We start from the raw sequence: 25584 nt of genomic DNA on the forward strand, positions 1-25584 counted from the left end.
GGCTCGCTGTCGCAGAACTGCTGGGCGCGGGGAACATTGCTATGCTGCCGCGTCGCGCGCTGCCTCCGACAGAAAAGTAAAGACATAGTCGGAGAAGGAACGCCAGCATTCGACGCGGAACGCGTCGGCCGCCGTGCGCAACAGCACGATTTCGACCTTGCCGAGAATGGTGCGCGATGCCGCCCCGATCGGAAAGGCGTCGAGCGACAAATCCTGCGGGCAGCCGGCATTGATCGTCGTCGCGGCAGCCGGTCCGGTGACCGATACGGCGACGTTGCGGTGCGAGATGCCGACCGCCGAATGCAGCGCGGAAATCTTGGCGCAATCGGCGAGTGGATCTTTGCCGCTTTCATCGATGACCAGCCATTCGTCCGGCCCGAGCCACAAGGCGGTCCGTCCAGCCTTTGCCGCCGAGGTTTTCGGCCTTAGCGGCAGGGCGATGCCAAGTGCTTTCGAAAGTGCCGCGATCGAGGCGTCCGGCGCGCGCAGCGATATGCGTTCGGCCGGCGGCAGCACGACAAGTGTGACGCCGGTGGCGGAAAGCGACTGGCCGGCGACAGCCGGACGGCGTTCGACCGACGGCCCGGCGACGGCGGTTTTCACAGCGGCCTTAGCCATTGAGGCGCTCCCCCTTCTCGTCGAAGAACACCATACCGGTGACCTCCACCTCAATCACCCCGTTCGGCATCGGTACATAGAGCGTCTCGCCCATGCGATCGCGGCCGCCGGCGACCAGCCCCAGTGCGATCGAGCGGCCGCAATTTTGCGACCAATAGCTCGACGTGACATGGCCGATCATCTTCATCGGGATTGCCTGCTTCGGGTCCGCGACGATCTGCGCTCCCTCCTCCAGCACCACCTTGGGATCCCTGGTCTTCAGGCCGACAAGCTGCTTGCGGCCCTTGGCGACCAGATCCGGCCGCGCCATGCCGCGAATGCCGACGAAGTCGGCCTTCTTCTTGCCGACCGCCCAGTCGAGCCCGGCGTCGTTCGGCGTCACTGTGCCGTCGGTATCCTGGCCGACGATGATGTAGCCCTTTTCGGCGCGCAGCACATGCATCGACTCGGTGCCGTAGGCACAGGCGCCATGCTTCTGGCCCTCGGCCCATAGCGCTTCCCAGACCGCCTCGCCGTAATCGGCCGGCACATTGACCTCGAAGCCGCGCTCGCCGCTGAACGACATGCGAAACAGCCTGGTCGGTACGCCGCAGATCCGGCCTTCGCGCACCGACATATGCGGCAGCGCCTCATCCGACATGTCGATGCCCTCGACCAGCGGTGCGATGATGTCGCGAGACTTCGGCCCCTGCACGGCAATGACCGCCCACTGCTCGGTGATCGAGGTCAGCCAGACGTTGAGATGCGGGAACTCGGTTTGGAGATAGTCCTCCATATGGTTCATGACGCGCGGCGCGCCGCCGGTCGTCGTCGTCACGTGGAAACGGTCCGCAGCGAGTCTTCCCACCACGCCATCGTCATAGATGAAACCGTCCTCGCGCAGCATGATGCCGTAGCGGCAGCGGCCGGGCTCGAGCTTCTCCCATGGATTGGTGTAGAGCAGTTCCATGAATTTGGCCGCATCCGGCCCGACCACCTCGATCTTGCCCAGCGTTGACGCGTCGAACAGGCCGGCCGTCTTGCGCACCGTGACGCATTCGCGGTCGACGGCCGCATGTATGTCCTCGCCCGGCTTCGGGAAATACCAGGCGCGCTTCCACTGGCCGACATCCTCGAACATCGCGCCTTGACGCTCGGCCCAGGGATGGATCGCCGTCTTGCGGGTCGGGTCGAACAGGGGACCCCGCGCGAGCCCGACGATCGAGCCGAACGTCACCGGCGTATAGGGCGCACGGAACGTCGTCAGCCCTACCTGCGGGATCGGCTTGCCCAACGTCTCGGCGGCAATCGCCAGGCCGTGCATGTTGGAGGTCTTGCCCTGGTCGGTCGCCATGCCGTTGGTGGTGAAGCGCTTGACGTGCTCGATCGAGCGCATGCCCTCATGCACCGCCTGGCGGATGTCCTTGGCGGTGACGTCGTTCTGGAAGTCGACGAACGCCTTTACCGTCGTTTCTGCCCCGGCGCCGGGCGCCGCACCCAGCATGCCGCACGACCAGCTCTCGCCGGCATCGACTTTCGGCTTGGTGCCCTTGGCTGGCTTGCTGCCGGCTTCCTTGGCCGCCTTGACGCCCGCTGCATAGGCCTCGTCGATCGTCGCCGACAGCCCGTCCGTGCCGTTGCAGGCGCCGACCGAGACGCAATCCTGTGCATAAATGCCGGGCACGAAGCGCTTGGTCTCGTCGTTGAAGGCAACCTTGCCGCGCGATTGCGAGAACAGATGCACCGACGGCGTCCAGCCGGCCGACATCAGGATTGCGTCGACTGGCATGGTGCGCTCGCCGCCGCCATTCTTCGGTTGCACGGTCATCGACGACACGCGCAATTTGCCGCCGGCGCGGATCACCGCGCGGCCGAAATTGATCTCGATGCCGAGCGCCCTCGCCTCGTCGATCGCCGGCCCGGTCGGATTGTCGCGCAGATCGACGATCGCCGCCACGTTGATGCCGGCCTTCTTCAGGTCGATCGCCGCCGCATAGGCGGAATCGTTCGCCGTATAGACGCCGATATTCCTGCCGACCGCGACGCCGTAATGGTTGAGATAGGTGCGCGCCGCCGACGCCAGCATGACGCCGGGACGGTCGTTGTCGGCAAACACCATGTGGCGCTCGATGGCGCCGGTCGCCAACACCACGCGTTTGGCGCGAACCTGCCACTGCCGCTCGCGCGGCAGGTCGCGGCCGGGGCTCTGCAGATGGTCGCTGACGCGCTCAACCAGTCCGACGAAATTCTGCGCGTAATAGCCGAAGGCCGTGGTGCGCGGCAGTACGCGGACATTGTCCATCGCGCTCAACTTGGCGAGAGCGGATTGCGCCCAGGAAAAGCCGTCCTGGCCTTCGATCTTCGCCCCGCTCTCGAAGCGAAGGCTGCCGCCGAATTCCGCCTGCTCGTCGGCAAGGATGACGCGCACGCCGGTTTCGGCGGCAGCCAATGCCGCGGCAATACCCGCCGCACCACCGCCAAGCACCAGCACCTCGCAATGGGCGAAGCGCGCCGAATAATGGTCGGGATCCGGCTGGTCGGGGGCGACGCCGAGACCGGCCGCGGCCCGGATCTTAGGCTCGTAGAGGTTCTTCCACGCAGCCTTCGGCCACATGAAGGTCTTGTAGTAGAAGCCGGCCGAAAGCATCGGCGAGGCGATGCTGCTGACCGCACCGATGTCGAAGGCGAGCGACGGCCAGCGGTTCTGCGACTGTGCCGTCAGCCCGTCATAGAGTTCCTGCATCGTGGCGCGGACGTTCGGCGTCTTGCGTGCCGCGTCGCGCTTGATCTCGACCAGCGCGTTCGGCTCTTCGGCGCCGGCCGACAGGAAGCCGCGCGGCCGGTGGTATTTGAACGAGCGGCCGACGAGATGGACGCCATTGGCAAGCAGCGCCGAGGCCAGCGTGTCGCCCTCGATGCCGGTATAGGGGCGGCCGTCGAAGCTGAAGCCAGCTATCTTTGCCTGCTTGAGCCGCCCGGCGCCGGCAATGCGGAACGTCGCGCTCATTTGGCGGCTCCCGGCAGCTTCGCCGGCTTTGGCTCGCCGGCCTTGTAGGTCATCAGGAACCTGTCGCTGACGGTGTCGCGCACGGCGTTGAAGAACCGCGCGCAGCCATGCATGTGCCGCCACCGCTCATAGATGATCCCCTTGGGATTGGAGCGGATGAAGAAGAACTTTTCGAAGTCGTCGTCGCTCTCGCCGGCGATGTTTGGGGAACGCGCAATATGCGCCTCACCGGCGTTGCGGAATTCGAGCTCGGGACGCTCTTCCTCGCAATAGGGGCAGCGGATGAGAAGCATGGTTGGTCCTACAGTTCGCCGTGGCCGACGCGAGCGCCGGCAGGTTGGTCGCAAAGCCTCTGACCCATCGTGACGAAAGGCGCGACGAGCCGGATGCGCTCCTCGATGCTTGCCGCAGGGCGAAACAGAGCGCGATTGGCCATGTTGCCGATGGTCAGTTGGATTGGATCGGTGGTGACGATGACGCCGCGCGGCTGGAAAGGCTCGTCCGGATCCAGATCGGAAGGACGGGCCTCGAAGAAGAGGACGATCTTTCGCCCGCCGCTCCAGACGCAGGTCAGCATGCCGTCATCGATGGAAAACGGCCAGTCGGCCTCGTTCCCGGCGCGACTGATCGGCTGCGTGCGCACCTCGTCCGGTGACGGAAAATGAAACAGGCCTTGCTCGCCGGCGAGCATCAGCGGCATGGCGACGGCCATCTCGGTCATCATCAGTGCGCCACCGCCGCCGCCGCCGCCTCGTCGATGAGGCGGCCGGTGCGGAAGCGCTCGATGGTGAAGGGTGCGTTGATCGGGTGCGGATCGTCCCTGGCGATCGTATGGGCAAAGACGTGGCCCGAACCCGGCGTCGCCTTGAAGCCGCCCGTGCCCCAGCCGCAATTGACGTAGAGGCCGGGCACCGGCGTCTTGGCCAGGATCGGCGAACGGTCCGGCGTCACGTCGACAATGCCGCCCCATGAGCGCAGCATCTTCATGCGGGTGAAGATCGGGAACATCTCGCAGATCGCGTCGAGCGTGTGCTGCAGGATGTGCAGCCCGCCGGTCTGCGAATAGGAGACATATTGGTCGGTGCCGGCGCCGATGACCAGCTCGCCCTTGTCGGATTGCGAGATATAGGCATGCACCGTGTTCGACATCACCACGCAAGGCACCACCGGCTTGACCGGCTCCGACACCAGCGCCTGCAGCGGATAGCTTTCCAGCGGCATGCGCACGCCGGCCATGTTCATGATCACCGAGGAGTGGCCGGCGGCGACCACGCCGACCTTCCTGGCGCCAATGAAGCCGCGCGTCGTCTCGACACCGGTAACCGCGCCGTTCGGCGCCCGTTTGACGCCGGTGACCTCGCAATTCTGGATGATGTGGACGCCGCGCGCCGAGGCGCCGCGCGCATAGCCCCAGGCGACAGCATCGTGCCGCGCCGTGCCGCCACGGCGCTGCAGCGCGGCACCCATCACGGGATAACGGGCATCGCGCGAAATGTTGAGCGGCGGGCAGAATTCCTTGGCCTGTTCCGGCGTCAGCCATTCATTGTCGATGCCGTTCAGCCGGTTAGCATGGACGTGGCGCTTCAGCACCTGAATGTCGTGGATGTTGTGGGCGAGCATCATGACGCCGCGCGGCGAATACATGACGTTGTAGTTGAGCTCCTGGCTGAGCCCGTCCCACAGCTTCAGCGCATGGTCGTAGATGCCGGCGCTCTCGTCATAGAGATAGTTCGAGCGGATGATGGTGGTATTGCGGCCGGTATTGCCGCCGCCGAGCCAGCCTTTTTCCAATACCGCGACGTTGGTGATGCCATGCACGGTGGCGAGGTAATAGGCTGTGGCCAGGCCGTGGCCGCCGGCGCCGACGATGACGACGTCATACTCCTTCTTCGGCTCCGGCGAGGACCACTGTTCCTCCCAGCCCTTGTGGCCGCGCATGGCCTCGCGGGCGATAGCGAATACCGAGTATTTCTTCAACGTTGCAGGCCTCGCAAATGGCGGCCGGGCAGATCAGCCAACCCCGGCGCGCGAGCTGTATCACTAGCGAAACCGCACTGCCAGCCTTGCACTGTTTGCGACGGCGCTTGCCGTTTTGCGCCGTGACGAAAAAGAGGTATGCGACGTGACGGGCGATCAAACCAAATCCGAAGCACCTCGCGGGTATCGGGTGGCTCGCGCCGCCCTGATTTGCGACCAAGGATCCCGATTGCCGGCAAGGGCCGGCGCGAAAAAGGATGCAAAAATGTTCGCACTTGCCAACAAAGTTGCCATCGTCACCGGCGCCAGCTCCGGCATCGGCCGCGCCACGGCCAAGGTGTTTGCGGAGGAAGGCGCCAAGGTGGTCGTCGCAGCCCGCCGCCAGGCGGAGCTCGATGCGCTGGTTGCCGAAATCGAAGACGCCGACGGCACCGCCGTCGCTCTTGCCGGCGATGTCCGCGACGAAGCCTACGCAAAAGCCCTCGTCGACCTGGCGGTCGGGAAATTCGGCGGGCTCGACATCGCCTTCAACAATGCCGGCTCGGTCGGTAGGATGGGGCCGGTTTCGGAGCTGTCGCTGGAGGGCTGGCGCGAGACGCTCGATACCAATCTGACCAGCGCCTTTCTCGGCGCGAAATACCAGGTGCCGGCGATGATCGATCGCGGCGGCGGCTCGCTGATCTTCACCTCCACCTTCGTCGGCCACACCGTCGGCATGCCGGGCATGACCAGCTATGCCGCAAGCAAGGCCGGACTGATCGGGTTGACGCAGGTGCTGGCCGCCGAATATGGCGCCAAGGGCATTCGAGTCAACGCGCTGCTGCCGGGCGGCACCGACACGCCTTCGGCGACGTTCAAGACACCTGAATCGCGAGCCTTCGTCGAAAACCTGCATGCCTTGAAGCGCGTCGCCGAGCCTGAGGAGATCGCCCGCTCGGCGCTCTACCTGGCGTCCGACGCATCGAGCTTCACCACCGGCGCGGCGCTGTTCGCCGACGGCGGCGTCTCGATCACCCGGACGTGAGGGTTCGGAGGGCGCAACGCATGCCCGCCAGCCGAAATGTCGCGAACCGGCCCTTGATTTTTTCGGCGATTTGACGATTCCGTCTTCTCCTCGAAGACGGGTTGGAAACATGTTGCTGATCAGGACCTATATCGCTGCAAGCGCAATCGAAGGCGTCGGTGTGTTTGCCGCCGAGCCGATCCGGAAAGGCGCGCAGATCTGGCGGCTCGATCCGGACTTCGACCGGCTGATCCCGAGGGAAAAATACGAGACGGCGCCGCCGCACCTCAAGGAATTGCTCGACAGATATGCCTATCCCAGCCCGGACCGGCCGGGCTTCATGGTCTATGAGGTCGACAATGGCCGCTTCATGAACCATGCCGACAAGCCAAACACCGATTTTTCGCAATATGGCGGGGCCACCGCGACCCGCGATATCGCCGCCGGCGAGGAGATAACCTGCGACTACGGCGAGTTCTTCGAGGGTTTCGAGCAGCTCCACCTGGCCACGGCCCTGGCCACGGCATAGCGGCGCCTATCTGGCCCAAGGCGAATTTTGTTCTTGCTTTGTGCCGGCAGCTATGCTACTAAATTGCCTATGGTGATGATTCACACCAGAGACCCGCCGCCGAGGCGGGTTTTTCGTTTCGGGATCGGCACCGCCTCTCAATCGGCTGTGGACAGCGCCCCTTGATTCTGCTATCAGCCGCCCCAATTCGTGGTGTAACGCGCCGCGGAGGCTTGCGGCTATGGCCGCTTGCCTGTTGATTTCAAACCGAAAGACAGGATTGCACGTGCAGGTACTCGTCCGCGACAACAATGTTGATCAGGCGCTTCGCGCGCTCAAGAAAAAGATGCAGCGTGAAGGCATCTTCCGCGAAATGAAGATGCGCGGACATTACGAGAAGCCTTCCGAGAAGCGCGCCCGTGAAAAGGCGGAAGCCGTGCGCCGCGCCCGCAAGCTGGCCCGCAAGCGCGCCCAGCGCGAAGGCCTTCTGCCGATGACGCCACGTCCGGTCGCGGCCGGTGCTGCCGGCGCCGGTGCTCCGCGTCCGCCGCGGTTCTGACGTCAATTTTTCGTCCTTTTCCAAGGATATCCAAGGTGGCGCGATGCGGAATCGCCGCCACCTTTTTGTTGTGATTTCGACCCGGTTCGAGAGAACCGGTTGGGAGAGATGCCGGTTCGGAGGGGGAACGGACCAGACGGCGCAGTAAGGACAGGGCAGACATGGACGCAATCACCGTAGAGCGCAGAACCGCGTGGCGCGGCCTCGCCCTGACGGCAGCCCTGCTCTCCGGGTTGACGCTTGCCGGCTGCCAGAGCGTTCCGACCGGCGAGTTCAACAACATCGACAAGGCGCAAGCCTCGACCGAGAACATTTCCTCGCTGTCGGCGGTGATCCAGCGCAACCCGCAGGATCCGGAAGCCTACAATGTGCGCGGCTCGGCCTATGGCCGCGGCGGCCAGTACCAGGCAGCGCTGAAGGACTTCAACACTGCCATCCAGCTCAATCCGAATTTCTACCAGGCCTATTCCAACCGGGCGCTCATCCAGCGCTTCCTCGGTGATCAGGCAAGCGCGCTGGCCGACTACAACCGCTCGATCCAGATCAATTCCAACTACGACGCCGCCTATATCGGCCGCGGCAATCTCTACCGCAAGGCAGGCCGGGTCCAGGAGGCGTTCAACGATTTCCAGAAAGCGATCCAGCTCGACACGACTGACGCGCGCGCCTATCACAATCGCGGCCTGATCTACCAGAGCCAGGGCCAGCACGCCTTTGCCATCGAGGATTTCTCGACCGCCATTTCGCTGGCGCCGGATGCTTCCGAGCCTTACAACGGACGCGGCCTCTCCTACCTTGCCATGAACGACGAGGACAATGCCTTCGCCGACTTCAACATGGCCATCAAGCTCGACGGCAAGAACGCCGAGGCCTGGTCCAACCAGGCGCTGATCTACGAGCGGCGCGGCGACAAGGTCAGGGCCGCGAAGTCCTACCGCGAGGCAGTGCACCTCAATCCGACCTACCAACCGGCCAAGGACGGTCTGGCCCGCACCAGCGCCGGCTGACCGGGCCTCCGTTTCCGCACTCCGACAACCCTGCGTTTAGCCTTGCCTTGCTGGCGCCAAGTTTTCGGCGGAACGCTCGGCGTGCTCAGCCGTTGTTCAAAGCCATTTGGAAAGGACCCTCCCATGATCAAGCAACTTGCCTGTGCCGCCGCACTCGCCACGACCGTCGTTGCCGCTCCCGCCAGCGCCGGCAAGCTCCAGCTCGGCGTGCTCGACTGCACCATCGACGGCGGCACGGCCTATCTGGTCACCTCCAACAAGGGTGTTTCCTGTGTCTTTCGTCCGCATCGTGGCGGCCCACCCGAAGTCTATACCGGGGTAATTTCCAAGCTCGGCGTCGACGTCGGCCGGACGCATCAGGGCCAACTGGCATGGGCGGTTCTGGCAGCAACCCGCAACCATGATGAAGGCGACCTTGCCGGCAGCTACTATGGCGTGAATGCCGAGGCGAGCGTGGTCACCGGTGGCGGCGCCAATCTTCTGGTCGGCGGCCTCGGCAGCGCCTTTTCGCTGCAGCCGCTCAGTGTCCAGGCGCAGACCGGCGTCAATCTGGCGGTCGCCGTCACTTCGCTGGACTTGATCCATTCGTTCAAATAGCGGCGTAGCATGGCTCCCCGAGCAGCCGGGCAGCGTAGGTGTCGGCCTGCGAATAGCTGCCGAAAGCTCATGGATTCCGGCAGGCCCGCTCCGCAGAGGATGGGCCGCCCTGATGTTCAAAGTTGCAGCGCTCGAAGATCACGGCATGGATCCTAGGATCCATGCCGTTACCGTGACCGAAGATTGCGGCGATCCAATATTGCTTACATCTTCGGCCTGACTAAGATCTCGACATCTCGTGACTGTCTCGCGCCGCATGATCTTTGGCATCCGCCGCGCTAACGGCGATCAAAAAACCGCTTGAGCTCAACCGCGGTTGAGGTTTTACAAACCGCACGCGAACAAGGCGCGCATCGCGCCTGAAGTGGCAAAGATGCTCTGGCTCGGCAGGAATTCGGGGGTGGACTTGACCAAAACAAGCACAAACAGGGTCGATTGGCGCGCGCTGTGGGCGAGCGGCGATCTGGCGCGCTTCTGCTTCATCAGCCTCGGCATCCTGTTGCACGCCACCAACGAAACCATGGTGGCAACGGTCATGCCGGCCATGGTCGGCGAGCTCGCCGGCGTGCAGCTGGTCGGCTGGTCGCTGGCGATCTACGAGCTCGGCGCCATCGTTGCCGGTGCGGCCGCCGGACGGCTGGTGAGCTATGTCGCGCTGCGCACCAACATGACGGCCGCCGCCCTGCTCTATGCCGCCGGCGCGCTGGTCTGCGCCACCGCGCCGTCGATGCCGCTGTTCCTCTCCGGCCGCCTGATCGAAGGGCTTGGCGGTGGCGCGCTGGTGTCGCTGGCCTTCGTCTCGGTCGAGCGGCTGTTTGCCCGCGCGATCTGGCCGCAGCTTTTCGGCGTTATGTCGGCGATCTGGGGCGTCGCCGCCTTCAGCGGGCCGGTGCTCGGCGCGGTCATGACCGAATTGCTGTCCTGGCGCTGGGCCTTCGGCGTCTTCACCCTCGGCGGCACGGCTATGGCGCTGGCAAGCTTCCTCGTGCTCGATACACCTAAAGCAACAAGGCCGCAGGCGACCGGCGGGTCGGCGCCGCCCTTCCCGTTTGCGGCACTTGGCTGTCTTGCCGTCAGCGTCGTGCTGATCGCCACCGCCGGCGTCGACATCGCCCTGCTGCGCTCGTCGCTGCTGCTCACCCTCGGCATGATCGGCCTGGCGCTGTTCGTCTATATCGACGCGCTGAAGCCGCGCTCGCGGCTGTTCCCGTCGCGGCTGTTTTCATGGCGCTCGCCGGTCGGCGCGGGCATGACCATGGTCGCGGCGTTTTCGGTGGCGACCTGCTCGTTTGCGGTCTACGGGCCACTGCTCCTGACCAGCCTGCACGACATTCCGATCCTCACCACCGGCTACATCATCGCCGCCGAATCGATCGCCTGGTCGATCCTGTCGATCCTCGTCGCCAATGCCCCGCCGGAGCGCGAGCGGCTGATCATCGTCGGCGGGGCGCTGATGATCGCCACGGGCGTCGCGGGTTTCGCCTATACGGTGCCGGCGGGCTCGATCCCGTTGATCCTGCTTTGTGCCTTGCTGCAAGGCGGCGGTTTCGGCATCGCCTGGCCGTTTGTCACGCGTGTCATCGTGGCATCGGCCAAGGAAGGCGAGCAGACGATCGCCTCGGCCGCCGTGCCGACCATGCAGCGCATCGGCTATGCCGTGGGTGCGGCACTGACCGGCATCGTCGCCAACGCCAGCGGCTTTTCCGAAGGCCTGAACCGCGAGGCCGCGGCAAATGTCGCCGCCTGGCTGTTCCTCGCCTTCATCCCGCTCGGCATCCTGGGATGCCTTGCCGCCTTGCGGATTTCGGGCGCGAGCGACGACGCGCGGCTGGCGAAGCTGCCAATCTCCCCCACGAGAGGTGAGATCGGCTAAACACCCGAGGGGAGATCGCTAAACCACGACCGTCTTCAGCCGGCCGGCGATCAGTGCCGCGAGCCGCGTCGCCACCTCTTCCTTGCTCATCTCCGGCCATTCCTCGACGCCGGCCTTCGAGACGATCCGCACCTTGTTGCGGTCGCCGCCCATCACGCCCGGGGAACCATCTTCATGCGAGACATCATTGGCGACGATAAGATCGGCACCCTTTTTCGCAAGCTTGGCCTCGGCATTCCTGACCAGGTCCTGCGTCTCCGCGGCGAAACCGACCACCAGCATCGGCCGCTTTTTGTGATGCCCGACGCCGGCAAGAATATCGGGATTTTCCACCATCTGCAGCGCCGGCGGCCCCTCGCCCGCCACCTTCTTGATCTTTTCCCCGGCCGAACTTTGAGTGCGCCAGTCGGCGACAGCCGCGACGAACACTGCCGCGTCGGCCGGCAGCAGCTGTTCGACCGCATCCTTCATCTCGACGGCCGTTTCGACATGCATCGTGGCGACGCCGGCCGGATCCGCAATGCCGACCGGACCGGAGACGAGACGCACGTCGGCGCCGAGCCTGGCCAGCGCCGCCGCGATGGCATGGCCCTGCTTGCCCGACGAACGGTTGGCGATGTAGCGCACCGGGTCGATCGGTTCATGCGTCGGCCCGGAAGTGACAATGATCTTCCTGCCCGCCAGCGGCTTTGGCCGACTGTCGAGCAGCGCCTCGATCGCGGCGACGATCTCCAGCGGCTCGGCCATGCGGCCCTCGCCCGCCTCGTTGCTTTCGGCCATCTCGCCCTTCGCCGGGCCGACGAATGCGACGCCGTCCTTACTCAGCATCGAGCGGTTGCGCCGGACCGCCGGGTGCGTCCACATTTTCGGGTTCATAGCCGGAGCCATCAAAACCTGCTTGTCGGTGGCGATGAGCACCGTCGAGGCAAGGTCGTTGGCGTGGCCGTTGGCGAGCTTTGCCATCAGGTCGGCGGTGGCCGGCGCCACGACCACAAGGTCGGCCTCGCGCGACAGCCTGATGTGGCCGATGTCGTGCTCGTCCTGCCGGTCGAACAGCTCGGTGAAGACATGATCGGCGGACAGTGCTCCGGCCGACAGCATCGTGACGAATTCCTGCGCCGCGGCGGTCATCACCACGCGCACCGAAGCACCGCGCTCGCGCAGCCGGCGGATCAGGTCGAGCGCCTTGTAGGCGGCGATACCGCCGCCGATGATCAGCAGGATGCGCTTGCCGGAGAGGACACCTCGCGCGACTTGGCTGGGGACCGCGACCACCGGAGCTGCAGGATTCTGCAAGCTTGTCAGTTCGCGCAACGTTTTCTCGATCTGGTCGATGCGGCCGGACGAACCGAGTTGACCTTCGACCGCTGCGCGGATCATGACCCGCGCCTGGTCTTCCATTGACCGGCCATTCTCCGCAGCCAATCGGCGCAGCATATCCTTGACCTCGTCATCAAGGTTGCGGATCGTGATGCTGGCCATGTGATTGCACTTTGCCCGAGATCGCTGCAAGCAATGATATCAATGCAATCAAGCGACAACAAGGCGTTAGAGCAGCTTCCAGGCGATATACAGCAGCGTCAGAGCGATCACCCACAGCGCCAGCCGGCCGGAGCGGGTGTAGCGCGCCTCGGCCTTGCCGATCGCGCGCGCGGTCCTTTCGTCGAAACGCAGGCCGTTTTCGGCCATCAGGTCGATCTCGCGCGACAGCCGCTCGGTGCGTGCGGCGAGGTCCGGCGCCTGGCGGGCCAGCGCCAGCAGCGCACTGGCACCGTCGCGCGCATCGGCCAGCAGGGCGCGCGGGCCGAGGTTGCGGGCAATCCAGCCGCTCACCACCGGCTCCGACGTCTTCCACATGTTGAAGGCCGGGTCGAGCGTGCGGGCGACGCCTTCGACGACGACCATGGTCTTCTGCAGCAGCACCAGCTCGGACCGCGTCGCCATGTCGAAGAGGTCGGTCACTTCGAACAAAAGCGTCAGCAGCTTGGCCATCGAGATTGTCTCGGCAGGCTGGCCGTGGATCGGTTCACCGATCGCCCGGATCGCCTGGGCGAAGGCCGCGACATTGTGCTGGCGCGGCACGTAGCCGGCCTCGAAATGGACCTCGGCGACGCGCTGATAATCGCGCGTGATGAAGCCGTAGAGGATTTCAGCGAGGAACCGGCGCTCCTTCCTGCCGAGCCGGCCGGCAATGCCGAGGTCGACGGCGACGATGGTGCCGTCGGCCTCGACGAACAGGTTGCCCGGATGCATGTCGGCGTGGAAAAAACCGTCACGCAGCGTATGGCGCAGGAACGACTGGACCAGATTGGCGGCGATCGCCTTCAGGTCGTGGCCGGCGGCGGTCAGGCCGACAATATCGTTCATCTTGATGCCGTCGACCCACTCCATGGTCAGCACATCGCGGCCGGTGCGCTCCCAGTCGACCGACGGCACGCGAAAGCCGGGATCGTCCTTGGTGTTTTCGGCGAGCTCCGAAAAAGCCGCCGCCTCCAGCCTCAAATCCATTTCGATCTTGGTGGTCTGGGCCAGCGTCTCGGTCACCTCGACCGGCCGCAGCCGGCGCGACGACGGGATGTATTTTTCCTGCAGCCGGGCGGCGAGGAAATAGCTCTCGAGATCGCGAAAGAAGCGGCGGCGCACGCCCGGCCGGATGACCTTCACCGCCACCCGGGTAACGACGCCGTCCTGCAGGGTTTCGGCGGTATGGACCTGGGCGATCGAGGCGGCGGCGACGGCCTCGCCAAAACTGGCATAGAGCTCGCCGACCTTGCGTCCGAGCGAGGCCTCTATTGCCGCTATGGCTTCGGCCTTCGGAAATGTCTGCATCTTGTCCTGCAGCATGGCGAGATCGAGCGCTATGTCGTTGCCGACGACGTCCGGCCGCGTCGCCAGGAACTGGCCGAGCTTGACGTAGGATGGGCCGAGCCGCACGACCGCCTTGGCCAGCCGGTCGCCGCGCTCGTAGGCAAGCGCGCGGCGGCGGGTGAACAGCCGGGCCATGCGCCAGCCGAATTTCGGCAGGCCGAAGAGTTCGTCGCCGGGCAACGCCGCGATGACACCCTCGCGGACCAGCACCCAGCCGGCCCGCACGAGCCTGAAACCAGCGCCTATGCTGCTCATGGCTGGCTTTGCCTTGCCGGTTTCCTGAACTGGCGAAAGGCACGTCGGGCTATGAAAATGCGGGCCAGCCTCAAAGCTTCCAGCCCGAATGAAGCGCGGCGATGCCGCCGGAATAGTTGCGGAATGAGGCGCGCTCGAAGCCCGCGCGCGAGATCATCGCCGCGAAATTCTGCTGGTTGGGAAATTTGCGGATCGATTCGACCAGATAGGAGTAGGGCTCGCCGTCGCCGGTCACCGCCTTGCCGATCCGCGGGATGGCGTTGAACGACCATGCCTCATAGACCTTGTCGAGCAGCGGCATCTCGACCTCGGAAAATTCAAGGCAGAGAAAGCGCCCGCCAGGCTTCAGCGCGCGATAGGCTTCGGCAAGCGCCACATCGATGCGCGGCACGTTGCGGATGCCGAAAGCAATGGTGTAGGCATCGAAAGTAGCGTCGGCAAAAGGCAGTTCCTCGGCATTGGCCTCGACGAAATCGGTATTTGCCGACAGGCCCTTTTTCTCGGCTCGGTCGCGGCCGACGGCGAGCATCGAGCCGTTGATGTCGAGAACCGTTGCATGGGCGTGCCTGGCGCTCGCCTCGACGATGCGGAAGGCGACGTCGCCGGTGCCGCCGGCAACGTCGAGAACGCGCCAGCCCGGCCGCTTCGGTGGATTGAGCCAGGCGACCATGGCGTCCTTCCACAACCGATGCAACCCGGCCGACATCAGGTCGTTCATCAGGTCGTACCGGTTCGCCACCTTGTGGAAAACATCATTGACCAGGGGCTGCTTGTCGCCTGGCCCTACCCGCTTGAAACCATAGGAGGTTTCCATGCCGCCCGCAGCCGTGGTTCTTTCAACCGACATCGTTTTGATCCGCCATAAAATCGGCGGGACCATAGCCGATCGATGGTGCGGGCGCTATTGTTTAAGGCGCGGTGTTCGGCCGCGCTTCGAAGCAGGTTCCGGAAAAGCGTCGCACGGTTTTCCGACCAGAACCTGCGTCATAAGAAAAAGGCCTGACGGGATAATTGAATGCCTTTGAAAGCAGAACTGCACTGCCACATCGAAGGGGCAGCGGCGCCTGAACTCGTCCTCCGCCAGGCCGAGAAATACGGCAGGGATGCCTCGCCCTATATCCAGAACGGCTCCTTCGTCTGGCACGATTTCACCTCTTTCCTCGCCGCCTACGACTTCTCCTCCGACCTGTTCCGCACCGAAGAAGACTATGCGCGGCTGGCCGATCACTACCTGACCAGCCTCGCCCGCGACGGCGCCATCTATTCCGAGGTTTTCACCTCGCCCGACCATGCCGGCAAGGCCGGGCTGTCGCCGAAGGCCTATACCGATGCGCTCGGCGAAGGCATGGCCCGCGCCAAGGCGAAGACCGGCATCGAAGGCCGCATGATCGTCACCGGCGTGCGCAATTTCGGTGTCGAATCGATCGAGCGGGCGGCGCGTTTCGCCGCCCGCAGCGGGCATCCGCTGGTCACCGGCTTCGGCGTCGCCGGCGACGAGCGGATTGGCGATTTGGAAGATTATGTCAGGGCCTTCGAGATCGCCCGCGAGGCCGGCCTCGGCATCACCGTGCACGCAGGCGAATTGATGGGCTGGGAGAGCGTCGAGGCGGCACTCGACCATATCCGCCCCTCTCGCATCGGCCACGGCGTGCGCGCCATCGAGAACCCCGATCTCGTGCGGCGCATCGCCGACGAAGGCGTCGTGCTCGAATGCTGCCCCGGCTCCAACATCGCCCTGAAAATCTTCGACAGCTTCGCCAACCATCCCTTTCCTGCTTTGAGGGCGGCGGGCTGCAAGGTGACGCTCAACTCCGACGACCCACCCTATTTCTGGACCTCGCTGAAGCGCGAATACGACATCGCCGCCGAACATTTTGCGATGGATGACAAGGCGCTCACCGCCGTCACCAGGACGGCCATCGAGGCAGCTTTCGTCGACAGGAAGACCAGGGCGGCGCTGCTGGGCAGGCTCGGCGCCAAGGGCAGGTGAATGGTGAATTGCGAGCCTGGCGCTTCGGTCCGTCAACCGCGAGTTTTTCCGCGCAACCAAGGACTCGCAAACCAGTTCACTATTCACTATTCACCATACACCATTCACTATTCACCTGCGCAGTTCGGAGAACACCATGAAGGGCGTCACCGTCGTCGACCATCCGCTTGTCCAGCACAAGCTGACCATCATGCGCAAGAAGGAAACCTCGACGGCCGGGTTCCGGCGGCTGCTGCGCGAGATCTCGCTACTGCTCGGCTATGAGGTCACCCGCAACCTCGAACTGACCACGACGACGATCGAGACGCCGATCGAGACGATGGAGGCGCCGACGCTGGAGGGCAAGAAACTCGTCTTCGCCTCCGTGCTGCGCGCCGGCAACGGCTTGCTCGAAGGCCTGCTCGATCTGGTGCCGGCGGCGCGTGTCGCCCATATCGGCCTCTACCGCGACCATGAGACGCTGGAAGCGGTCGAATATTTCTTCAAGGCGCCGGGCGACCTCGCCGACCGGCTGGTGATCGTCGTCGATCCGATGCTGGCGACCGCCAATTCGGCGATCGCGGCGATCGACAAGCTGAAAGGCCGCGGCGCCACCAACATCCGCTTCCTCTGCCTGTTGGCGGCACCAGAGGGCCTCGAGCGTTTTACCCAGGCGCATCCCGATGTTCCGGTCTTCACCGCTTCCATCGACCGCCAACTCAACGAGAAGGGCTACATCATGCCCGGCCTCGGCGATGCCGGCGACCGTATGTACGGCACCAAATAGGTCCGTTTACCGATTGTTTACGCAAACGGCTGGTTTCCGCATTCGTTAAAGCGGCAAACACCTTGTCGGACTAAGGATCGGCAACCACAAAGGCCGGTCCATGCTGCGCAAGCTTCTCATCCTTGGCGTGTTTGCCGGAACGTCGGCATCGCTGCCGATCGTCTATCAGTCGAATCCACAGACGATCGAGCGGCTGTTGAAATCCGCCATCGGAGCCAAGCCGGCCGACACCCAAACCGACCTGAACCTCGCCGCCGTCCCGGACAGGCCGGCGACGCCGCAGCCGCTCGGCCGCAAGGTCGTCGTCACCGCGGACGCGCGCGGGCATTTCATGTCGGTCTTCAAGTTGAACGGCCGCCAGATCGAAGGCATGATCGATACCGGTGCGACGCTCGTCGCCATCAACAGCTCGACCGCGCGCAGGATCGGCATCTCGCTCAATTCGACCGACTTCAGCCATCAGGTCAACACCGCCAACGGTGCGATCAAGGCCGCCGTGGTGACGATCGACCGCCTGCAGATCGGCAGGATCACCGTCGAGGGCGTCGAGGCCGTCGTACTCGACGACAGGGCGCTGCACACCAACCTGATCGGCATGAGCTTTCTGCAGCGGCTCGAAAAATATCAGGTCGAAGACGGCACGCTGCTGCTGGTTCAGTGACTATCAGCGCGGCAGGATCCGCCGGATGACGGTTTTCTCCGCGGCCGGTTTGGAAGTCCCGATCGTATAGGCCGAAAGCACGGCGGCCGCGGCCGCCTCGGCATCCCCGGCATTGCGGGCATGGACCAGCGCCAGCGCCTCGCCGGTCCGCACTTCAGCGCCGACCGGCAGCAGCCTGGTGACGCCGACGGCGTGATCGATCCTGTCGTCCGGCCGCGTCCGCCCGCCGCCAAGCCCGACCACGGCAAGCCCGATCTCGCGGGTTGCTATGCCGGTGACAAAGCCGTTCGCGCTCGCCTTGACGGCGAATTCCGTTGCCGCTTTCGGCAGATATTTTTCCGGATTCTCGATGAAATCGGCGGGACCGCCAAGTGCCGCCACCATGCGCGCGAAGATGGCAGCGGCGCGACCGCCGGCCAGCGTCTCGGCGGCGCGACGCAGGCCGTCCTGGTTGGACGGCACCAGGCCTGCCGATTGCAGCATCTCGGCGGCCAGCGCCAGCGTCACTTCCTCCAGCCGCCGGTCGCGGAAGCGGCCGGTGAGGAAGTCGACGGCGTTGCGCACCTCGACCGCATTGCCGGCAGCGGACGCCAGCGGCTCGTTCATGCCGGTGACCAGCGCCGAGGCCCTAAGGCCGGCGCCATTGGCGACGTCGACCAGGCTGTTGGCCAGCACCGTTGCATCGCGCGATTTCTCCATGAAAGCGCCGTTGCCGACCTTGACGTCGAGCACCAGCGAATTGATGCCGGCCGCCAGCTTCTTCGACAGGATCGAAGCGGTGATCAGCGGCACCGATTCCACCGTTCCCGTCACATCGCGGATGGCGTAGAGCCTGGCGTCGGCGGGTGCGAGGTCGGCGGTCTGGCCGATGATGGCGCAGCCGGCTTCGAGCACGGTCTTGCGGAAGCGTGCAACATCCGGCTGGCTGATGTAGCCGGGGATGGCATCCATCTTGTCCAGCGTGCCGCCGGTATGGCCGAGGCCCCTGCCGGAAATCATCGGCACATAGGCGCCGCAGGCAGCGACGATCGGTGCCAGCATCAAGGAGACATTGTCGCCGACGCCGCCCGTCGAATGCTTGTCGGTGACCGGGCCGGGCAGATCCGACCAGTCGAGCACATCGCCGGAATCGCGCATCGCCATAGTCAGCGCCACCACCTCGTCGCGGCTCATGCCGTTGAAGAACACCGCCATGGCGAAGGCGCCGACCTGCGCATCGGTAACGGTGCGGGCGGTCAGGCCCTCGATGAAAGCCGATATCTCCTCAGCCGAGAGTTTTTGACCGTCGCGCTTGCGGCGGATGATTTCCTGGGGAAGCATCAGGCGTCTACCCTGTGCTCCGGAAGCCCGTCCTGAAAAACACGCTGCAGAATGGTCGCCAGCCGCGCGCCGCCGACCGGCGCCATGTCCTTGGTCTCCTGGTGCGACAGCTCGGCTCCGGTCATGCCGGCGGCAAGGTTGGTGACGACCGAACAGGCTGCGACGCGCAGCCCGAGGAAGCGGGCGAGAATGACCTCCGGCACCGTCGACATGCCGACCGCGTTGGCGCCCATGATGCGAGCCATGCGGATCTCGGCCGGCGTCTCGAAGCATGGGCCGGAGAACCACATGTAGACGCCCTTGTGCAGCCTGGTACCGGTGGCCTTCGCGGCTTGCTCGATGGCGGAGCGGAGACCGGCGTCGTATGCTTCGGTCAGGCCGACGAAGCGGCGGTCGCTCGGCTCGCCGATCAGCGGGTTGGAGCCTGAGAAATTGATGTGGTCGGTGATCAGCATCACCGAGCCCGGGCCCATCCCGGGATCGACCGAACCGGCGGCGTTGGTGAGGATCAGCCTGGAGATGCCGAGGCCGGCGAGCACCTCGAGTGCAGGCCGCATCGCCGCCGCGTTGCCGTGCTCGTAATAGTGTGCGCGACCGGACAGCATCAGCACCGGCGTGCCGGCAAAGAGCCCCGCCACCACCTCGCCGGCATGGCCGCTGACGCCGCTTCTGGGGAAGCCCTGCAAGTCGGCATAGGAAATGCGCACCGCATCCTCGACCTTGTCGACAAGCCCGCCAAGCCCCGATCCCAGCACCAGCGCAGTGGTCGGCGCCAGCCCGTCCAGCCTTTCGACGAGGTGATCGAGTGCTTCCTTCATTTCAACACATCGCCCTGGAAGCCGTATGGCAGCAACTCGCCCATGGTCACGGTCTCGACCACGCCGCTATCATCGCAGAGATAGAACTTCGTTTCCGGCCGGCAGAATTCAGCCAGCCGCTGCCGGCAGCCGCCGCAGGGCGAGCATTTTGCCACGCGTTCGGCGATCACGGCGATTTCCGTAATCTTGCCGCCGCCACCCATGATGTAGTGGCCGAGCGCGGTGGTTTCGGCGCACCAGCCCTCCGGATAGGACGCGATCTCGACATTGGCGCCGGTGAAGACACGGCCGTCCTCGGTGCGCAACGCCGCGCCGACCGGAAATTTCGAATAGGGCGCATAGGCCTTGGCCATGGCGGCTTTCGCCGCTTCGAACAGATCACGAGCCATGATAAATCAGCGTTCCTTGACATAAGGCACGCCGCCGGCACGCGGCGGGATTGCCTTGCCGATGAAGCCTGCAAGCAGGATGACGGTCAGCACATAGGGCAGCGCCTGCATGAATTGCACCGGCACCTTGCCGATCAGCGGCAGCGGCGTGCCTTGCAGGCGGATCGACGCCGCGTCGAGGAAGCCGAACAGCAGGCAGGCGAACATGGCGTTGACCGGTTTCCATTTGGCGAAGATCAGCGCGGCCAGCGCGATGTAGCCCTTGCCGGCGGTCATGTCCTTCACGAAGCCGCCATTCTGCACCATCGACAGGTAGGCACCTGCAATGCCGGTGAGCACGCCGGTGCAGATCAGCGCCCGATAGCGCAGCCAGGCGACCGATATGCCGGCGGTATCGACCGCGGCCGGGTTCTCGCCGACGGCGCGCAGGCGCAAGCCGAAGCGGGTGCGGAACAGCACCCACCAGGTGAACGGCACGGCCAGGAAGGCGAGATAGACCAGCACTGAGTGGCCGGAGATGAGTTCCGAATAGATCGGCCCGAGGATCGGCATGCTCCTGAGCGCATCCGCGCCCGGCCAGATGATTGTCTCGAAGCGCTCGCCGGCGGCCAGCGCCGGCGTGCGCCCGCCTTGCTGGAACCAGGCCTGGCCGAGCATGATCGTCGATCCGGCGGCAATGAAATTGATCGCGACACCGGAAACGATCTGGTTGCCGCGGTGGGTGATCGAGGCAAAGCCATGGATCAGCGCGAAGGCGACCGAAATGAGGATGGCCATGCCGAGGCCGAGATAGGCCGAGTGGAAGACCGAGGCGGCGGCGGCACCGGCGAAGGCCCCAACCAGCATCTTGCCTTCGAGCCCGATGTCGAAGACGCCGGCCCGCTCTGAATAGAGGCCGGCGAGGCAGGCGAGCAGCAAGGGGACCGACAGACGGATGGTCGAGTCCAGGACCTGTACGATGGCGTTGAAGAAATCCATCTCAGGCGCCCTTCCCCTTGACCGCTTCCATGCCGACCGATCTCGGGCTGAGCGAGGCGAACAGCGCCTGGACATAGGGCCGGAACATATGCTCGAGCGCGCCGGCGAACAGGATGACCAGGCCCTGGATGATGACGATCATGTCGCGGCTGATCGCCGGCATCTCGAAGGCGAGCTCGGCGCCGCCCTGGTAGAGCATGCCGAACAGGATTGCGGCAAGCACGATGCCGACCGGGTGCAGTCGCCCCATCAGCGCCACCGCGATGCCGACGAAACCGGCGCCCGAAACGAATTCGAGCGCGACATTGTGCTGGTCGCCCATCGTCGGGTTGAGCGCCATCATGCCGGCCAGCGCGCCCGAGATCATCATCGCAATGATGATGATGCGGATTTCCGAAATCCCGGCATAGCGCGCCGCTTTCGGGCTGTGGCCGTAGGTACGCATCTCGTAGCCGAGCTTGGTGCGCCAGATCAGGACCCACACCAGAAAGGCCATGGCCAGCGCCAGCAGCGAGCTGACGTTGAACGGCGCCGAACGGATTTTGGCGCCGAACAATTCGATGATCCAGTTGAGCTTCGGCAATTGTGCGCCTTCGAGGAAGGTGCGCGTCTGCGGCGCCATCGAGCCGGGCGGCTTCAGCATGCCCACCAGCGCATAGACCATGACGCTGGCGGCGATGAAATTGAACATGATGGTGGTGATGACGATGTGCGAGCCGCGCTTGGCCTGCAGATAGGCCGGGATCAGCGCCCACAGCGCGCCCATCGCCGCGGCGGCGATAATGGCGATCGGGAAGGTCAGCCACCAAGGCAGCACGCTGTCGAAGGCCAGGCAAACGATGCCGATACCGAGACCGGCGATATAGCCCTGGCCCTCGCCACCGATGTTGAACAAGCCGCAATGCGCCGCAACCGCCACCGACAGCCCGCTGAAGATGAAGGTGGTGGCATAGAAAAGCGTGAACGCGATGCCTTGGCCGCGACCGAAGGCACCCTCGACCAGGATGACCGCAGCACGCAGCGGGTTCTCGCCGACCAATATGACGACGAAACCGGCAACGACGAAGGCGACGAACAGATTGATCAGCGGGATCAGCACATAATCGGCCCAGGCCGGCAGCTTGGCATAGGGAGTGCTCATTCCGCGGCCTCCCGGTGCTCGACGCCGGCCATCAGCAGGCCGAGTTCGCCCTCGGTCGCGTCGGGGCCGCGCTCGCCGACGATGCGGCCGGCAAACATCACCAGAATGCGGTCGGAAAGCGAGCGGATCTCGTCGAGCTCGACCGAAACCACCAGCACCGCCTTGCCCTGGTCGCGCATCGCGATTAGGCGCTTGTGGATGAATTCGATGGCGCCGACATCGACGCCGCGCGTCGGCTGGCCGACGATCAGCACGCCGGGATCCTGCTCCATTTCCCGCGCCAGCACGATCTTCTGCTGGTTGCCGCCGGAGAAATTGGCGGTCTTGAGGCGGCAGTCCGCCGGTCGGATGTCGTATTTGACGATCTTGTCCCTGGCATCGTTACGGATGGCGTCGATGTCGAGAAACGGCCCCTTCAGATAGCGCTCGTCGTCCTGGTAGCCGAGGATCGAATTCTCGTTCTCCTCGAAGGCCAGCACCAGGCCGACATGATGGCGGTCCTCCGGCACATGGGCAAGGCCGCGCTCGCGCAGTTCACCGGGATCGGCGGCGCCGGTGAGGTCGATCGGCTTGCCGTCCAACGTGACCGAACCCGAAACGGCGCGCCTGATGCCGGAAATCGCCTCGAGCAGTTCGGATTGTCCGTTGCCGGCGACGCCGGCAATGCCGACGATCTCGCCGGCATGGATATCGAAGGAGACGTCGTCGACCATGGTGACGCCGCGGGAATCCTTGACCGTCAGGTTCTTGACCGCGAGCTTGACGCCGCCGGCCTTCGCCTCGCCTTTCTCGACGCGCAGCAGCACGCGCCGGCCGACCATCAGCTCGGCCAGCTCCTCGACCGTGGTCTTCCTGGTTTCGCGTGTCGCCACCATGGTGCCCTGGCGCATCACCGAGACCGTGTCGGTGATCGCCATGATCTCGCGCAGCTTGTGGGTGATCAGCACGATCGTCTTGCCCTGCTCCTTCAGCTGCCTGAGGATACGGAACAGGTGGTCGGCCTCGGCCGGCGTGAGCACCCCCGTCGGCTCGTCGAGGATCAGGATCTCGGCGCCGCGATAGAGCGCCTTGAGGATTTCGACGCGTTGCTGCAGGCCGACTGGCAACTCCTCGATGATGGCGTCCGGATCGACTTCGAGCCCGTATTCGCGCTCGAGCCGCTCCAGCTCGGAACGCGCCTTGGCGATGCTTTTCTTCAGCAGCGCATCGCTTTCGGCGCCGAGAATGACATTTTCCAGCACCGAGAAATTGTCGACCAGCATGAAGTGCTGATGCACCATGCCGATGCCGAGCGCGATCGCATCGTTCGGTGTCTTGATCGATGCCGGCTGGCCGCCGACACGGATTTCGCCGCTGTCGGCCTGGTAGAAGCCGTAAAGGATCGACATCAGCGTCGACTTGCCGGCGCCGTTTTCGCCGACGATGCCATGGATGGTGCCGCGCGTAATTTCCAGATTGATGTCGCGGTTGGCGCGCACGGCGCCAAAGCTCTTGTCGATGCCGATCAGCTCGATTGCGGCTTGCGCCATGCAGCCTGTTCCCACTGTTATTTTTTTACCGCTTGGTCAAACGCCTAGCATGACGCCCAGTCTGTGCCAATTGGGTCTGTGCCAATTGGCCGGAGCACGGTTCACTCTCGACAAATCCCGTCATGCTTGTCAATTTCCAACGTGGCCGCACCCTGCACAATCGCCTGATCGAGGAATTCAAATGACCATGCCCGACGACCGGCTGACGACGCTGGAAATCCGCGCCGCCGAGCAGGAGAAGACCATCGAGGAACTGTCCGGCCAGATCGCCGAGCAGTGGAAGGTGATCGAGCGCATGCAGCGCAAGCTCGACGCGCTGGCCGAGCGCTTCCTGGCGCTGGAGGAACAGGCCGCACCCGACGTGCCGGTGACCAAGCCGCCGCACTGGTGAGCGGCCTGACAATGCAAAACCGCCGGGCTTTCACCCGACGGCTCGTCAGCTCAGCAATGTCTGTCGATCAATACGGGCAGGCATTGTCCGACATGTAGTCGTGCACCTTGATGGTGCCGGCGATGATGTCGGCCTTGGCCTTTTCGACCGCTGCCTTCATCGCATCGTCGACAAGCGCCTTGTTGTTGTCGTCCATGGCGTAGTCGACGCCGCCTTCCTTGAGGCCGAGATCGTTGATGCCGGCCGTGAACTTGCCGTCCTTGGCATCCATGAAGGTGTTGTAGACGGCAACGTCGACACGCTTGACCATGGAGGTCAGCACCTTGCCGGGCTGCAAGCCGTTCTGGTTGGAATCGACACCGATGCCGAGCTTGCCCGCGTCGGCCGCCGCCTGCAGCACACCGACACCGGTGCCGCCAGCCGCAGCATAGATCACGTCGGCGCCCTGGTCGATCTGCGTCTTGGCGATCTCGCCGCCCTTGGCGGGATCGTTCCAGGCTGCGGGCGTATCGCCGGTCATGTTCTGGATGACGTCGGTGGCGCCGGCCGCTTTGGCGCCGCCGACAAAGCCGCAGCCGAATCTGCGGATCAGCGGAATATCCATGCCGCCGATAAAGCCGACCTTCTTCGACTTCGAAGCCATCGCCGCCATCACGCCGACGAGATAGGAGCCTTCCTGCTCTTTGTAGACGAGGGAGCGGACATTGGGCTTGTCGACGACCATGTCGATGATGGCGAATTTGGTCTCGGGGAATTCCGTGGCAATCTTGTCAAGCGCATCCGACCAGGAGAAGCCCGCCATGACGATCGGATTGCGGCCATCCTCGGCGAAGCGGCGCAGCGCCTGCTCGCGCTGGGTGGCGTTGCTGACCTCGAATTCCACATAGGGGATGCCGGTCTCGGTCTTGAACTTTTCGGCGCCGTTGAAGGACGCCTCGTTGAACGACTTGTCGAACTTGCCGCCGAGATCGTAGAGGATCGCGGGTTGAATGTCCGCGGCGAAGGCCGGAAGAACCATTGCAGCTGCGGCCATAAGGCCGAGAACGATACGTTTCATGTGATCCACACCCCTGTCGGTTATTTGTCCATTATGCACCGCATGCCGGCCCGGTTCTCCGGCAGGCATTCGGCGTCAGGCAGGAGTGTCTTCCTCCCGCTTCGGGCCAATCTGGCACGGCCCGAAACAAAATTCACGTGGAATTTTGACCTGTTGGAAAAGCGTGGGGGCCCCAGCCGGGGGCCCCCCCAAATTAAGTGGGGGGGGGGGGGAAAAAAAGGGGCCGCCCGGGGCGGGGTTGGGGGCGCCGGGGGGATTTTTAAAAAAAAGACGCCCCCCCCGACGGAACGGAT

The 25584-nt window shown here is 64.5% G+C and carries 25 protein-coding genes; 10 read left to right on the top strand and 15 right to left on the bottom strand.

All coding sequences use genetic code 11. The features are described 5' to 3' along the window. Nucleotides 1-39 precede the first annotated feature (39 nt). The 5 genes from NKJ09_RS16125 to NKJ09_RS16145 are packed head-to-tail and all read right to left on the bottom strand — an operon-like array spanning nt 40 to nt 5581. Nucleotides 40-618, bottom strand: coding sequence for a sarcosine oxidase subunit gamma (locus NKJ09_RS16125; protein WP_023719027.1), 579 nt, complete (start codon nt 616-618; stop codon nt 40-42). Next, entirely contained in the window at nt 611-3604 is a 2994-nt protein-coding gene (locus NKJ09_RS16130; RefSeq protein ID WP_352763035.1) for a sarcosine oxidase subunit alpha, read from the bottom strand. The genes NKJ09_RS16125 and NKJ09_RS16130 overlap by 8 nt, the downstream gene beginning before the upstream one ends. Further along, entirely contained in the window at nt 3601-3897 is a 297-nt protein-coding gene (locus NKJ09_RS16135; RefSeq protein WP_023719025.1) for a sarcosine oxidase subunit delta, read from the bottom strand. Before NKJ09_RS16135 ends, NKJ09_RS16130 begins: the two co-directional genes overlap by 4 nt. 8 nt (nt 3898-3905) lie before the next feature. After that, complete coding sequence (locus tag NKJ09_RS16140; RefSeq protein ID WP_352484640.1) at nt 3906-4328, bottom strand: hypothetical protein; 423 nt, start codon at nt 4326-4328, stop codon at nt 3906-3908. Further along, complete coding sequence (locus NKJ09_RS16145; RefSeq protein ID WP_352494681.1) at nt 4328-5581, bottom strand: sarcosine oxidase subunit beta; 1254 nt, start codon at nt 5579-5581, stop codon at nt 4328-4330. Before NKJ09_RS16145 ends, NKJ09_RS16140 begins: the two co-directional genes overlap by 1 nt. A 265-nt stretch (nt 5582-5846) precedes the next feature. Between NKJ09_RS16145 and NKJ09_RS16150 the strand changes: the two genes are divergently transcribed. The 6 genes from NKJ09_RS16150 (at nt 5847) to NKJ09_RS16175 (ending at nt 11128) form a co-directional block, all read left to right on the top strand. Continuing rightward, on the top strand, nt 5847-6605 hold the full coding sequence (locus NKJ09_RS16150; protein ID WP_352494680.1) for an SDR family oxidoreductase: 759 nt from the start codon (nt 5847-5849) through the stop codon (nt 6603-6605). A 109-nt stretch (nt 6606-6714) separates the two neighbouring features. After that, nucleotides 6715-7113 (top strand): SET domain-containing protein, encoded by a 399-nt coding sequence (locus NKJ09_RS16155; RefSeq protein ID WP_352494679.1) that lies wholly within the window; start codon nt 6715-6717, stop codon nt 7111-7113. Between the two features lie 265 nt (nt 7114-7378). Further along, nucleotides 7379-7651, top strand: coding sequence for a 30S ribosomal protein S21 (rpsU, locus tag NKJ09_RS16160; protein WP_023675331.1), 273 nt, complete (start codon nt 7379-7381; stop codon nt 7649-7651). Nucleotides 7652-7812: 161 nt separating this feature from the next. Continuing rightward, nucleotides 7813-8658 (top strand): tetratricopeptide repeat protein, encoded by an 846-nt coding sequence (locus NKJ09_RS16165; RefSeq protein ID WP_352494678.1) that lies wholly within the window; start codon nt 7813-7815, stop codon nt 8656-8658. A 123-nt stretch (nt 8659-8781) separates the two neighbouring features. Beyond that, entirely contained in the window at nt 8782-9255 is a 474-nt protein-coding gene (locus NKJ09_RS16170) for a DUF992 domain-containing protein (protein ID WP_023719019.1), read from the top strand. Nucleotides 9256-9628: 373 nt separating this feature from the next. Further along, the gene (locus NKJ09_RS16175) at nt 9629-11128 is read left to right on the top strand and encodes an MFS transporter (protein WP_502896341.1); all 1500 of its coding nucleotides are present in this window, start codon (nt 9629-9631) and stop codon (nt 11126-11128) included. 18 nt (nt 11129-11146) lie between these two features. Here NKJ09_RS16175 and coaBC read toward each other — a convergent pair whose 3' ends face one another. From coaBC to ubiE, 3 genes are all read right to left on the bottom strand, one after another. Beyond that, nucleotides 11147-12610, bottom strand: coding sequence for a bifunctional phosphopantothenoylcysteine decarboxylase/phosphopantothenate--cysteine ligase CoaBC (gene coaBC / locus NKJ09_RS16180; protein WP_352494676.1), 1464 nt, complete (start codon nt 12608-12610; stop codon nt 11147-11149). A 66-nt stretch (nt 12611-12676) separates the two neighbouring features. After that, nucleotides 12677-14251 carry a 2-polyprenylphenol 6-hydroxylase gene (gene ubiB, locus NKJ09_RS16185; protein ID WP_352494675.1) on the bottom strand — a complete coding sequence of 525 codons (1575 nt, stop codon included), beginning with the start codon at nt 14249-14251 and terminating at the stop codon, nt 12677-12679. A 70-nt stretch (nt 14252-14321) separates the two neighbouring features. After that, nucleotides 14322-15098 (bottom strand): bifunctional demethylmenaquinone methyltransferase/2-methoxy-6-polyprenyl-1,4-benzoquinol methylase UbiE, encoded by a 777-nt coding sequence (ubiE, locus tag NKJ09_RS16190; protein WP_352484649.1) that lies wholly within the window; start codon nt 15096-15098, stop codon nt 14322-14324. A 168-nt stretch (nt 15099-15266) separates the two neighbouring features. On the opposite strand from ubiE, the gene NKJ09_RS16195 reads away from it, so the two are divergent. The 3 genes from NKJ09_RS16195 (at nt 15267) to NKJ09_RS16205 (ending at nt 17668) form a co-directional block, all read left to right on the top strand. Beyond that, nucleotides 15267-16241, top strand: coding sequence for an adenosine deaminase (locus tag NKJ09_RS16195; protein ID WP_352484651.1), 975 nt, complete (start codon nt 15267-15269; stop codon nt 16239-16241). Between the two features lie 136 nt (nt 16242-16377). Beyond that, nucleotides 16378-17007: a uracil phosphoribosyltransferase gene (gene upp / locus NKJ09_RS16200; RefSeq protein WP_023675320.1), complete on the top strand. Its 630-nt coding sequence runs from the start codon at nt 16378-16380 to the stop codon at nt 17005-17007. Between the two features lie 100 nt (nt 17008-17107). Then, entirely contained in the window at nt 17108-17668 is a 561-nt protein-coding gene (locus tag NKJ09_RS16205) for a TIGR02281 family clan AA aspartic protease (RefSeq protein WP_023719011.1), read from the top strand. A 3-nt stretch (nt 17669-17671) separates the two neighbouring features. On the opposite strand, the gene deoA is transcribed toward NKJ09_RS16205, so the two are convergent. From deoA to NKJ09_RS16235, 6 genes are read right to left on the bottom strand one after another with little or no spacing between them, the layout of a single operon-like run. Continuing rightward, entirely contained in the window at nt 17672-18988 is a 1317-nt protein-coding gene (gene deoA, locus NKJ09_RS16210) for a thymidine phosphorylase (protein ID WP_352494674.1), read from the bottom strand. After that, complete coding sequence (locus NKJ09_RS16215; protein WP_023719009.1) at nt 18988-19806, bottom strand: purine-nucleoside phosphorylase; 819 nt, start codon at nt 19804-19806, stop codon at nt 18988-18990. The genes deoA and NKJ09_RS16215 overlap by 1 nt, the downstream gene beginning before the upstream one ends. Next, a complete protein-coding gene (cdd, locus tag NKJ09_RS16220) occupies nt 19803-20195 on the bottom strand; it encodes a cytidine deaminase (RefSeq protein WP_023719008.1) in 393 nt (130 codons plus the stop codon). Before cdd ends, NKJ09_RS16215 begins: the two co-directional genes overlap by 4 nt. 6 nt (nt 20196-20201) lie before the next feature. Beyond that, the gene (locus NKJ09_RS16225; RefSeq protein ID WP_352484652.1) at nt 20202-21173 is read right to left on the bottom strand and encodes an ABC transporter permease; all 972 of its coding nucleotides are present in this window, start codon (nt 21171-21173) and stop codon (nt 20202-20204) included. A gap of 1 nt (nt 21174) precedes the next feature. After that, a complete protein-coding gene (locus NKJ09_RS16230) occupies nt 21175-22314 on the bottom strand; it encodes an ABC transporter permease (RefSeq protein WP_352484653.1) in 1140 nt (379 codons plus the stop codon). Beyond that, a complete protein-coding gene (locus tag NKJ09_RS16235) occupies nt 22311-23843 on the bottom strand; it encodes an ABC transporter ATP-binding protein (RefSeq protein ID WP_023719006.1) in 1533 nt (510 codons plus the stop codon). The genes NKJ09_RS16230 and NKJ09_RS16235 overlap by 4 nt, the downstream gene beginning before the upstream one ends. Nucleotides 23844-24024: 181 nt before the next feature. Here NKJ09_RS16235 and NKJ09_RS16240 point away from each other — a divergent pair, with 181 nt between their 5' ends. Continuing rightward, complete coding sequence (locus NKJ09_RS16240) at nt 24025-24234, top strand: SlyX family protein (protein WP_031194007.1); 210 nt, start codon at nt 24025-24027, stop codon at nt 24232-24234. A gap of 67 nt (nt 24235-24301) precedes the next feature. Here the strand turns inward: NKJ09_RS16240 and NKJ09_RS16245 are convergent, their stop codons facing one another. Then, nucleotides 24302-25291: a BMP family lipoprotein gene (locus tag NKJ09_RS16245; RefSeq protein WP_352484655.1), complete on the bottom strand. Its 990-nt coding sequence runs from the start codon at nt 25289-25291 to the stop codon at nt 24302-24304. Between the last annotated feature and the right edge of the window lie 293 nt (nt 25292-25584).

The sequence above is a fragment of the Mesorhizobium sp. M0189 genome, assembly GCF_040322135.1.
In the GTDB taxonomy this organism is placed as follows: domain Bacteria; phylum Pseudomonadota; class Alphaproteobacteria; order Rhizobiales; family Rhizobiaceae; genus Mesorhizobium.